This is a genomic window from Streptomyces sp. NPDC002536 (genome assembly GCF_053594995.1).
Map to the genome: position 1 here is coordinate 24,315 of NZ_JBSFWU010000082.1, position 11,510 is coordinate 35,824.

Below are 11,510 nucleotides of genomic sequence, written 5' to 3' on the forward strand. Positions count from 1 at the left end.
GGCCATCGACCCCGAGGGCGGCGCGGCGCAGGCTGCTCGGGACGGGTGGCGGCTGCGGCTCAGGTGTGCGCTGCGCGCTGATGGCGCCCCATGAGGACGGTGCAGTCGGTCGCCCTGCTCACGTCGCCTGCGGCAACGGCCTCCGCGTGCTCGGCTTTGATCGTGGAGCACTCCACGCAGCGCTTCGTCGTCCCGACGGGCCGGACGTTCGCGGGCGGGCAGTCCCACTCGCGGCCGCCGCCCTGCGGGCGGAGCTGGATGTACGGGCCTTCGGTGCCCATGACGATGCCGAGGCGGCCGGTTCGGGTGTCGAGGACGGGGGTGCCGGGCTTCAGGCCGGTGGCCTCGGTGACCGCTTCCGCCTTGTGTGTGTTCTCCATGAACGGCACGTTAGGGAAGCGGTGTTGGGGCTGAAGGCTTCGATTCGCGAATATTCGAGTCCGGACAGCGGCATGTCTGCGTGATGCTCACGGGGCTCTGAGAGCGCGTTGGGCCCGTGTGATGATGCGATGCGCATCCGCTCCGTAGACGGCCGCATCCGACAAGGTCTGCCACACCCGGAGGTGTACGCCGACGCTCTCCGAGTCGTCGAGCCACAGCTCCGCGTGCCAGTCCTCCGCGATCACCAGCCGTTCGTCGTACACCCAGAACCCGTTGGCCGGCGGGATCGCGAGCGGAGCCTCGAACGGGACGATGCCCAGGACCACGGTGTCCAGACCGAGAACGCCGTTCAGGCGGTCGAGCTGCGCGGCAAGTACCGCGGGCGGGCAGACGAGGGAGCGCAGTGCCGCTTCCCACATGAGGATGCGGTAGGTCTTTCCCGGCAGATAGAGCAGCTCCTGGCGCTTGATGCGTGCGCGCACAGCCTCCTCGACGTCCCGCACCGACCGGTGGAGGTCCACGTACCGCGAGAACACGTGTCTGGCGTACTCCGCGGTCTGGAGCATGCCGACGACCATCGACCCTTCCCACGCATGGAACACGGAGGACCGTTCGTATGCGGCGGTGAGGGCGTCCTGCACGGGCTTGTGCCCGGCGGCGAGTTGTCTGCGCCAGGACCGGGAGCGCGACTCCAGGCTGCGGAGGCGCGTCGTCAGCTCCTCCGCCGTCTCGGGCCGGCCGGTTCCCTCCGCCCAGGCCCGCAGGTCGTCCGCGGTGGCCGTCTGCCTGCCGGTCTCCAGTTTGCTGACCTTGGACTGGGACCGCCCCAGCCGATCCGCCAACCCCCTTCCGGTAAGCCCTCCTTCGGTGCGCAGCTCGCGGAGTCGCGCACCGAGGGAGAGCCTGGCTTGCTGGAAGTCCGTGGTCACTCGATGGACGGTACCCGAGCCGCGAAGACGTCATGGGGCACGGCGTAGTGCCAGGCTGCGTCCCGGACCTGGCAGGCGCGCCCAACCTCCACCGGGTTCGTGATCAGCTCGACCCCCGTGATCCCGTCGGCGTCGTCGAAGCGAAGACGGGCGATCACGCGGGAGTCGAAGAGCCAGAAGTCGTCGTCGGGAAGCCTCAGTCGGGCGGCATCGCTCCTCCAGAGGTTCCGGATGTCCTCGCCGACGGCGGCGTTGCGGCGTGCATTGTCGAGCAGGTAACGCTGGCCGGGAGTGGGCGGGTTGTCCACGATCCGCACCCGCTCGAATCGCTTGCCCAGTGCGGCCTGCGCGCGGCGGGAGGTGCACCACGGGTCGTCCGGATCCCAGCCTGCATCCTCGCCGCGCGTGAATCGCCGGTACGTCTCCGTCTCCTCGTCCGACCTGTAGCGGCGCCTGGACTCGAGGCGCCATGCCGTGTGCTCGAAGCTTTCGAACATGTCGTCGAACTCTTCAAAGTCGATCATCGTGGCGACCCTGGCGGCATCCCGCGGAGCGAAGTCGGTCAGCAGTACACGGGGGACCATCACGAATCCCTCCCCCTCCTTCACGTTCCGGAGTTGCGCCACGTCCTCGGGGTCGGTCACTGCCTCCCCCTGGACCAGGACTTCTCCCGTATCCAGGTCCTCGTACAGCGTCGGGCAGCCGTTGTTTCCGGAGTTCGTGCCGATGAAGCGCAGTCGTCGGGTCATCGCCGTTTCCCCTCTCGCCGGGCAGGTGGCATCCAGGGTGGCGCCGTCCGCGGCCGCTGTCCGGCGTGATTCGCGATTATTCGCGTGCCGCGACAGGCGTGACCCTCGGTAACTTCCTTGCTCCGGGCCCCTATCGCCACCCCCGCCCCCTGACTTACGCTCCCGACTGTGCCAGCAATCGCTGGCACCTTCGGAGCGATCCGGGAGGCTGCGGCAGTCATGACCGAGCACGTACGGGTGGCGGTGATCGGGGCCGGGTTCGGGGGGCTGGGGGCGGCCGTGCGGCTGCGTCGGGAAGGGGTCACCGACTTCGTGGTCCTGGAGCGCGCCGGAGCCGTCGGGGGCACCTGGCGGGACAACACCTATCCGGGCTGCGCCTGCGACGTCCCCTCCCATCTCTACTCCTTCTCCTTCGCCCCCAACCCCGAGTGGCCGCGCAACTTCTCCGGCCAGGAGCACATCCGCGCCTACCTGGAGCGGGTCACCGACGTCTTCGGGCTGCGGTCCCATATCCGGTTCGACTCCGAGGTGAGAGCCATGCGGTGGGACGCGGAGCGGCTGCTCTGGGAGATCGACGCCGGTGGCGGTGCCCTCACCGCCGACGTCGTCGTCTCCGCCACCGGGCCGCTCGCCGACCCCAAGGTGCCGGACGTTCCCGGGCTCGACGGCTTCCCCGGCAAGGTCTTCCACTCCTCCCGCTGGGACCACTCCTACGACCTGCGCGGCAAGCGCGTCGCCGTCATCGGCACCGGCGCCTCCGCCATCCAGCTCGTGCCCGGCATCCAGCCGGACGTCCGGCGGCTCACGCTCTTCCAGCGCACCCCGCCCTGGGTGCTGCCGCGCGCCGACCGGCGGATCACCGCGGCCGAGCGCTGGCTGCACACCCGGGTGCCCGCCACCCGCGCCCTGCGCCGCGGGATGCTCTGGGGCATCAGGGAGGCGCAGGTCAACCTGTTCACCAAATATCCCGACCAACTCGGCTGGATAGAGGGCCTTGCCAAGTCCCACATGGCCAGAGCCATCGAGGATCCGGCCCTGCGCACCCTGCTCACCCCGGACTACCGCATCGGCTGCAAGCGCATCCTGCTGTCCAACGACTACTACCCGGCCCTCGCGCAGCCCAACGTCGATCTCGTCCCCTCCGGGCTCGCCGCGGTGCGCGGCTCCACGCTCGTCGCCGCCGACGGCACGGAGGCCGAGGCCGACGCCGTCGTCTTCGGCACCGGCTTCCGCGTGACCGACCTGCCCATCGCCGAGCGTGTCACCGGCGTCGCCGGGACCACGCTCGCCGAGGAGTGGAAGGACGGCATGGCCGCCCTGCGCGGCACCAGCGCCGCCGGCTTCCCCAACTTCCTCACCATCATCGGGCCCAACACCGGCCTCGGGAACAGCTCGATGATCCTCATCATCGAGGCCCAGCTGAACTATCTCGCCGATTTTCTCCGGCAGCTGGACGTCCTCGGCGGGCGCGCCGCCCTCGACGCCCGCCCCTCCGCCGTCCGCGCCTGGAACCGGCGCCTGCAGCAGCGGTTGCAGCGGACGGTGTGGAACAGCGGCGGCTGCGACAGCTGGTATCTCGATGCGGAAGGCCGCAACACCGTGGTCTGGCCCGGGAGTACGGGCGAGTTCCGCCGGGTCACCCGCCGCGTCGACCTCGCCGAGTACCAACTGCTGCGACCCGCCCGGATTCCGGCGGAGGCGGCCCGATGAGCGCCCCTACGAGCCTGGCCGGCCAGGTCGCCGTCGTCACCGGGGCGGCCCGCGGGGTGGGGGAGCTGCTCTCCCGCAAGCTGGCCGCGCGCGGAGCGCACGTGGCCCTGGTGGGCTTGGAGCCGGACGGACTGCGGCGCGTCGCCGAGACGTTGCGCACCGACTCCGCCCACTGGCACGCCGACGTCACCGACCACGAGGCCATGGACCAGGTGGCCCGCGAGGTCAAGGCCCGCTTCGGCAAGGTCGACGTCGTCGTCGCCAACGCCGGTGTGGCCGCGGGCGGTCCGCTGGCCGACTCCGACCCGGAGGCGTGGCGCCGCGTCGTCGAGGTCAACCTGGTCGGCAGTGCCGTCACCGGGCGGGCCTTCCTGCCCGTCCTGGCCGAGAGCCGTGGCTACCTGCTGCAGGTCGCCTCGTTCGCCGCCCTCGCGCCCGCGCCGATGATGACCGCGTACTGCGCCTCGAAGGCGGGCGTGGAGGCGTACGCGCACTGCCTGCGCGCCGAGGTCGGGCACAAGGGCGTACGGGTCGGGGTGGCGTATCTCAGCTGGACCGACACCGACATGGTGCGCGGCGCCGACGAGAACGACGTGATGCGCGAGCTGCGGCGGCGGCTGCCGTGGCCCGCCAACCGCACCTACCCGCTCGGCCCCGCCGTCGACCGGCTCGTGGCGGGCATCGAGCGCCGCTCGGCGCACGTGTACGCCCAGTGGTGGCTGCGCGGCATGCAGCCGGTGCGCTGGGCCCTGCCGGGGGTGATCGCCCTGGGCGGGCCGCGCGAGATGCGGCGCGCGGAGCCCAGGCTGACGGCCCTGCCCGGCGGGCTGATGGGCGCGGGCGGTCTGGCGGACACCAGGGAGCGCACGGAGCGTAGTTGATCGAAATGCGGTGTTCGTCCCTGCGTGTGAGGCTGGCCGTGCCCGACCATCATCACCCCTGAGGAGTGAGCACAGCATGGGCATGAAGGACGAGATGCAGAAGAAGGCCCAGCAGGCCAAGGAAAAGGCCCAGCAGGCCAAGCAGCAGGCCCAGCAGAAGGGCCAGCAGACCCAGGACAAGGTGCGCGAGCAGCAGCAACAGCGTCAGCAGCAGCAGCGCCAGCAGCAGGGCCGCCAGCAGTCCCTGGACGACATCCAGGACGACGACCTCGGCTGAACGGCACCATCCGGTTCCCCGCGCCCCGTAAGGGGCGCGGGGAACCGGCGCGATCGGCCACTGACGGCCTGCAGCCGACGCACCATCCCGGGGGTCCGGGGCGAAGCCCCGGTTACGGGGCGCTGCCCCGCGGCGGCAGCACCGGCCGCCGCAGATCCGGCACCCCCGAATAGTCCGGAGGAGCAGCCGCACCGTGCCGCTCCAAAAGGTCCAGCGCCAGCGCCACCGCATCGTCCAGCTGCTTGTGCCGCCCCTCCGCCCAGTCCAGCGGTGTCCGGTCGACCTCGATGTCCGGCTCGACGCCGTGGTTCTCCACACCCCACCGGTAGGCGTCGAACCAGGCCGCGTTCATCGGCACGGTGATCGAGGTGCCGTCGCCCAGCCGGTGCCGCCCGGTCATGCCGACCACGCCGCCCCAGGTGCGCAGGCCCACGACCGGGCCGATGCCCTGGAGTTTGAAGGCCGCGGTGATCATGTCGCCGTCGGAGGAGGTCATTTCGTCGGCGATGGCGACGATCGGACCGCGCGGCGCGGTGCTCGCGTACGAGACGGGCTGGGCGTCGCGCGTGAGGTCCCAGCCGATGATGGTGCGGGTGAGCTTCTCCACCACCAGCTCGCTGATGTTGCCGCCCGCGTTGCCGCGCACGTCGACGATCAGGGCCGGGAGCGACATCTCCATCCGCAGGTCGCGGTTGAACTGTGCCCAGCCGGAGCCGCCCATGTCGGGGATGTGCAGGTAGCCGCACTTGCCGTTGCTGAGCTCGCGGACGACCGCGCGGCGCTTGGCCACCCAGTCCTGGTAGCGCAGCGGCCGTTCGTCGACGAGCGGGACGACGGCGACGCGGCGCGCGTGCCCGTCGGCCTCGGGCGGGTGGAAGGCCAGCTCGACCGTGGTGCCGCCGGCCGCCGACAGCAGCGGGTACGGGCCGGCGACCGGGTCGACGGGCCGGCCGTCGACGTGTGTGAGGATCGCGCCCTCGCGGATGCCCGAACCGGCCAGCGGGGAACGGGCCTTGGAGTCGGAGGAGTCGCCGGGCAGAATGCGCCGCACCGCCCAGCTGCCGTCCTTCAGGTGCGTCAGGTTCGCGCCGAGCAGGCCGATGGCGCGCTGGTAGTGCGGCGGGCCCTCGTTGCGGCGGGCGGGGGTGACGTAGGCGTGCGAGGTGCCGAGTTCGCCGAGGACCTCGCGGAGCAGGTCGGCGAAGTCGTCGGGGGAGGCGACCCGTTCGACCAGCGGCCGGTACTGCTCCAGCACCGCGTCCCAGTCGATGCCGCACATGCCCGGCTCCCAGAAGTACGCCCGGATGATCCGGCCCGCCTCCGCGTACGCCTGCCGCCACTCCGCGGCCGGGTCGACCTCGTGCAGGATGCGGCGCATGTCGATGAAGACGGTCGACTCGGGGTCGCCGGACTCGGTCGAGGGCACGGCCCGCAGGTCGCCCTCGTCGTTGACGACGAGCCGGGTGCCGTCGCCGCTGACCGCGAACCAGTCGATGGACGAGGTGAGTTCGGAGCGCTTGGCCTTGGCCAGGTCGAAGTGCTCCAGGGTGGGGCGACCGGAGGTGTCGGCGGGGTTGGCGAAGGTCTCGCCGAGCGCGCCGGAGATCGGCCAGCGCAGCCACACCAGCCCGCCGCCGCTGACGGGGAAGAGGTGCGAGTACTTGGAGGCGGCGACGGGGAAGGGCGTCACCCGGCTCTCCAGGCCCTCGGCCTCGACCAGGGTCGCCCCCTCCTCGCCGCCGCCCTCGTCCTGGTCGAGCCCGCCGCCCGCCGGGCGGCCCTCGATGGTCAGGGCGAAGGGCGAGGGCGTGGCCGAGGACAGCGGGACGAGGTAGGGCCGGCAGCCCAGCGGGAAGGACAGGTCACCGGTGTGCACGTCGTAGACCGGGTCGAAGCCGCGCCAGGAGAGGAAGGCGAGGTAGCGGCCGTCGCGGGTGAACACCGGCTGCTCGTCCTCGAAACGGCCGTTGGTGACGTCCACGACCGTCCCGTCCGCCAGTCTGGCGATCCTGATCTGCCGCAGCGAGCGGCCGACACGGGGATGCGACCACGTCAGCCAGGCCGAGTCGGGGGAGAACGACAGGTCGCGCACGGGCCCGTTGACGGATCGGACCAGCTCGGTGACCTCGCCCGCGCCCTCGGCCGAGGTGTCCACCAGCAGCAGCCGCCCGTCGTGCGCGGCGACGGCCAGCCGCGCCCCGTCCGGCGAACCGAGCGTCTCGTGCACCCGCCCGATCCGCCCGGCCGCCACCCGGCGCGGCGCGGACGGCCCGGCGGCGCGCGGCAGTTGGGCGATCTCGATGGCGTCCTCGCCCTCCGCGTCCGTCACATACGCGATCCGGCCGGTCGAGCCGAGCATCTCCGGCAGCCGCACCCGTACGCCCGGGGTGTCCACGATGGCCCGGGCGGGGCCGTCGCGGTGGGTGAGCCAGTAGAGACTGCCGCGCACCTGGACGGCGCTGGCCCGGCCGGTGGTGTCGACGGCCAGGGCGTCGACGTGGTTCGAGGCCTGCACCTGGTACGTGCGGCGCCCGGCGCGCGGGCCGCCGAGGCGGACGTCCAGCCGGCGCGGGACGGCGTCCGGGCCGAAGTCCTCCACCAGCCACAGCGCGCCCGCGCACTGGTAGACCACGCGCGAGCCGTCGGTGGAGGCGTGCCGGGCGTAGAAGTCGGCGTGGTCGGTGTGCCGGCGCAGATCGGATCCGTCGGGGAGGACGGAGTAGAGGTTGCCGGTGCCCTCGTGGTCGGAGAGGAAGGCGATCCGGCCGCCCACGAACATCACCGAGTCCAGATGGCCGTTCAGGTCCGGCACCAGCCGCAGCCCGTGCAGCCACAGCCTGCCCATGGCGCCGCCCCGGTAGCGCTTCCAGGAGGCGGGCTCGTGCGGCGGCTTGCCCGCGAGCAGCAGGGTGCGGTGCTCGCCGTCGACGTCGCCCATCGCGATGTCGGACACCGGGCCCCACGGCAGCCGCAGGCCCGGACTGCCGTCGGTGGGCAGCCGGTAGGCCCAGGAGAAGTAGGAGAAGGGCTGGCCGTGCGAGGAGACGGCGAGGATGTCGTACCCGCTGCCACGGTCGGACGGCGCCCAGCCGCAGACCCGGGCGTCGCTGCTGCCCCAGTGGCTGAGCCGGCGGGCGGGCCCGCCGGAGACGGGCACCAGGTGGACCTCGGGATCGAGGCTGCGCCAGGTGGTGAAGGCGATCGACTCCCCGTCGGGGGAGAACCGCGGGTGCCCGCAGCGGGTGCGGTCGACGGTGAGCCGCCAGGGCCGCTCCCCCTCGGGGGCCAGGGAGGCGAGCCAGAGGTCGTCCTCGGCGACGAAACAGACCAGATCGCCGTGGATGTGGGGGAACCGCAGATACGAACCAGAGTCCTCTCTCACCCCACCATCGTTTCGACGTGGCAGCGGCCCGGCAACTCGGTCCGCGTCCGTCAGTGACCGAGAACACCATCGAAACGGTCCCGTTTCGCTCTCCGCCCGGCTTACGCTCGTACGGTACGAAACCGTTTCGTACGACAGATTCGGCCGGGAAGGAGGCGGAATGCCTACGGACACACCCAAGCCGGCGGTGCGCCGCACCCGGCTGACGCCCGAACGCGAGGCCGAGCTCTACGAGGCGGTTCTCGCACTTCTGCGCGAGGTCGGTTACGACGCCCTCACGATGGACGCCGTCGCCGCCCGGACCCGCGCCAGCAAGGCCACCCTCTACCGCCAGTGGAAGGGCAAGCCCGAGCTGGTCGCGAGCGCGCTGCGGCACAACAAGCCGATGAGCCTGGCGGACATCGACACCGGCACGGTGCGCGGTGACCTCCAGTCCATGGTGTGCTGCGCCGACCAGGACCGGATGGACAAGGATGCGGCCCTCATGCGGGGGCTCCAGCATGCGATCCACAGCAATCCGGACCTGAAACAGGCGCTGCGCGAGGTGCTGATCCAACCCGAGATGGACGCGCTGGACGTGATGTTCCGGCGGGCCGTCGACCGGGGGGAGATCGAGGCGGGCAATCCGGCGCTGCCGTTCGTCGCGCACATGGTGCTCGGCGGCTTCGTCGCCCGTCCGCTGATCGAGGACCGCACCGCGGACTCGGAGTACCTCAGCCGCTACATCGACGCCGTGATCCTCCCCGCTCTCGGCCTCTAGAACCACAACCCAACCGAGTCACCTGACACGCCGCTCTCGTCGTCGGGCTGGACTCCCACGCCCGCATTCCTTTCGCACCGACCCGACGGGAGCACCCGCCTCGTGGCCACGTTCCTCTACAAACTCGGCCGGCTCGCCTTCCGGCGCCGCTGGTACGTCGCCCTGATATGGGTGACGCTGCTGGCGCTCGCCGGAACCGGCGCCGCCACCGCCTCCAAAGCCACCAACGACAGCTTCTCCATCCCCGGCACCGAGGCGCAGCACGCCTTCGACCTGCTGGAGAAGCGCTTCCCCGGCCAGCGTGCCGACGGCGCGAGCGCGCGCCTGGTGTTCAAGGCCCCCGAGGGCCAGAAGATCACCGACACCAAGAACACGGCCAAGGTCGAGAAGGTCGTCGCCGAGCTGAAGGGCGGGGGCTCTCAGGTCGAGTCGGTCGCCGACCCGTTCCAGGCCAAGGCCGTCAGCAGGGACGGGACCACCGCGTACGCGTCCGTCACCTACAAGGTGAAGTCCAACGAGCTCACCGAGGACTCGCGCACCAACCTCAAGGACGCGGCCGCGCACGGCCGTGACTCCGGGCTGACCGTCGAGACCGGCGGCAGCGCGCTGCAGTCGATGCCCGAGGGCGGCAACACCGAGGTCTTCGGCATGGTGATCTCCGCCGTCGTGCTGCTGATCACCTTCGGCTCGCTGGTCGCGGCGGGGCTGCCGTTGCTGACCGCGATCATCGGCGTCGGCATCGGCATCTCCTCGATCACCGCGCTCTCCGCCACGCTGGGCCTCTCCAGCAACACCTCGACGCTCGCGATGATGATCGGCCTCGCGGTCGGCATCGACTACGCGCTCTTCATCGTCTCCCGCTACCGGGCCGAGATGGCCGAGGGCCGCGAGCGCGAGGAGGCCGCCGGACGGGCCGTCGGCACGGCCGGTTCCGCCGTGGTCTTCGCCGGCCTCACGGTCGTGATCGCGCTGGCCGGCCTGGCCGTCGTCAACATCCCGATCCTGACCCAGATGGGTCTCGCCGCGGCCGGCACGGTCGCCATCGCGGTGCTGATCGCCCTCACCCTGATCCCGGCGCTGCTGGGCTTCTGGGGCCGCAAGGTGCTCTCGCGGAAGGTCCGCAAGGGCACTGCCGCCGACGGCGGCAAGCCCAACATGGGCACCCGCTGGGCCCGCTTCGTGCTGCGCCGCCCGGTGATGGTGCTGCTGGCCGGTGTGATCGGCCTCGGCGCGGTCGCCGTTCCGGCCGCCTCGCTGGAGCTGGGCCTGCCGGACGACGGCTCGCAGCCGACCAAGACGACCCAGCGCAAGGCGTACGACCTGCTGTCGGACGGCTTCGGCGCGGGCTTCAACGGCCCGCTGATGCTGGTCGTGGATGCGGCGAAGGCCGACAACCCCAAGGCCGCGGCGCAGTCCGTCGAGAAGACGGTCAAGGGCCTGGACGACGTCGCCATGGTCACCCCGGCGCACTTCAACCGCGACGGCGACACCGCGACGATCACCGTCATCCCCAAGTCCAAGCCCAGCGGCAAGGAGACCGAGGACCTGGTCCACGCGATCCGCGACAAGGGCGCGTCCATCAAGGACGACACGGGCGCCCAGGTGCTCGTCACGGGCCAGACGGCGATGAACATCGACGTCTCGCAGAAGCTGAACGACGCACTGCTGCCCTACCTGGCGCTGGTCGTCGGCCTGGCCTTCCTGCTGCTGATGGTCGTCTTCCGCTCGGTGCTGGTGCCGCTCAAGGCGGCGCTGGGCTTCCTGCTCTCCGTCGTCGCCGCGCTGGGCGCCGTGGTCGCGGTCTTCCAGTGGGGCTGGCTCGGCGGGGTCCTCGGGGTCGAGGAGACCGGCCCGATCATGAGCATGATGCCGATCTTCATGGTGGGCGTGGTGTTCGGCCTCGCGATGGACTACGAGGTGTTCCTCGTGACCCGCATGCGGGAGGCGTTCGTGCACGGCGAGCGGCCGGGCGAGGCGATCGTGACGGGCTTCCGGCACGGGGCGCGGGTGGTGTCCGCCGCGGCGGTCATCATGATCAGCGTCTTCGCCGGCTTCATCGGCTCGTCGGAATCGATGATCAAGATGATGGGCTTCGGCCTCGCGATCGCGGTCTTCTTCGACGCGTTTGTCGTTCGCATGGCGATCGTCCCGGCCGTGCTTGCCCTTCTGGGCAAGGCGGCGTGGTGGCTGCCCGCGTGGCTGGGCAGGGTGCTGCCGAACGTGGACGTCGAGGGCGAGGGCCTCGCCGTGCCGGCTGCGCCGGAGCGCTCCGCTGACCCGGACGAGGATCCGCGCCTGACGCGCGTCTGAGGTATCTGTTCGACGGCGGCTCGCCCCCACAGGGGCGGGCCGCTGTTGGCGTCTGCGGGGCCGTAGCGCCCCGTCAGGGGCGCGGGGAACTGCGCGACCAGCCCCCACCGGCCTGCAGCCGACAGATCGGA

Annotated in this window: 9 protein-coding genes; 5 read left to right on the forward strand and 4 right to left on the reverse strand. The window is 71.4% G+C overall.

Annotated features, from left to right (window positions below; translation table 11 throughout):
* Nucleotides 1-59: 59 nt before the first annotated feature.
* From ACWD4B_RS25825 to ACWD4B_RS25835, 3 genes are all read right to left on the reverse strand, one after another.
* Nucleotides 60-335 (reverse strand): hypothetical protein, encoded by a 276-nt coding sequence (locus tag ACWD4B_RS25825; protein WP_451422995.1) that lies wholly within the window; start codon nt 333-335, stop codon nt 60-62.
* Nucleotides 336-467: 132 nt separating this feature from the next.
* Nucleotides 468-1,310, reverse strand: coding sequence for a helix-turn-helix domain-containing protein (locus ACWD4B_RS25830; protein ID WP_451422987.1), 843 nt, complete (start codon nt 1,308-1,310; stop codon nt 468-470).
* Nucleotides 1,307-2,059 carry a DUF6879 family protein gene (locus tag ACWD4B_RS25835; RefSeq protein WP_451422988.1) on the reverse strand — a complete coding sequence of 251 codons (753 nt, stop codon included), beginning with the start codon at nt 2,057-2,059 and terminating at the stop codon, nt 1,307-1,309. The genes ACWD4B_RS25830 and ACWD4B_RS25835 overlap by 4 nt, the downstream gene beginning before the upstream one ends.
* A gap of 219 nt (nt 2,060-2,278) precedes the next feature.
* On the opposite strand from ACWD4B_RS25835, the gene ACWD4B_RS25840 reads away from it, so the two are divergent.
* The 3 genes from ACWD4B_RS25840 (at nt 2,279) to ACWD4B_RS25850 (ending at nt 4,927) form a co-directional block, all read left to right on the forward strand.
* On the forward strand, nt 2,279-3,769 hold the full coding sequence (locus ACWD4B_RS25840) for a flavin-containing monooxygenase (protein WP_451422996.1): 1,491 nt from the start codon (nt 2,279-2,281) through the stop codon (nt 3,767-3,769).
* Nucleotides 3,766-4,650 (forward strand): SDR family oxidoreductase, encoded by an 885-nt coding sequence (locus ACWD4B_RS25845; protein WP_451422989.1) that lies wholly within the window; start codon nt 3,766-3,768, stop codon nt 4,648-4,650. The genes ACWD4B_RS25840 and ACWD4B_RS25845 overlap by 4 nt, the downstream gene beginning before the upstream one ends.
* Before the next feature lie 76 nt (nt 4,651-4,726).
* The gene (locus ACWD4B_RS25850; protein WP_451422990.1) at nt 4,727-4,927 is read left to right on the forward strand and encodes a hypothetical protein; all 201 of its coding nucleotides are present in this window, start codon (nt 4,727-4,729) and stop codon (nt 4,925-4,927) included.
* A 112-nt stretch (nt 4,928-5,039) separates the two neighbouring features.
* Here ACWD4B_RS25850 and ACWD4B_RS25855 read toward each other — a convergent pair whose 3' ends face one another.
* Nucleotides 5,040-8,309, reverse strand: a complete 3,270-nt coding sequence (locus tag ACWD4B_RS25855) for a S41 family peptidase (protein WP_451422991.1) — start codon at nt 8,307-8,309, stop codon at nt 5,040-5,042.
* Between the two features lie 187 nt (nt 8,310-8,496).
* On the opposite strand from ACWD4B_RS25855, the gene ACWD4B_RS25860 reads away from it, so the two are divergent.
* Both ACWD4B_RS25860 and ACWD4B_RS25865 read left to right on the forward strand, forming a co-directional pair.
* Nucleotides 8,497-9,069, forward strand: coding sequence for a TetR/AcrR family transcriptional regulator (locus tag ACWD4B_RS25860; RefSeq protein ID WP_451422997.1), 573 nt, complete (start codon nt 8,497-8,499; stop codon nt 9,067-9,069).
* A gap of 102 nt (nt 9,070-9,171) precedes the next feature.
* Nucleotides 9,172-11,379: an MMPL family transporter gene (locus ACWD4B_RS25865; RefSeq protein WP_451422992.1), complete on the forward strand. Its 2,208-nt coding sequence runs from the start codon at nt 9,172-9,174 to the stop codon at nt 11,377-11,379.
* Nucleotides 11,380-11,510: the final 131 nt, after the last annotated feature.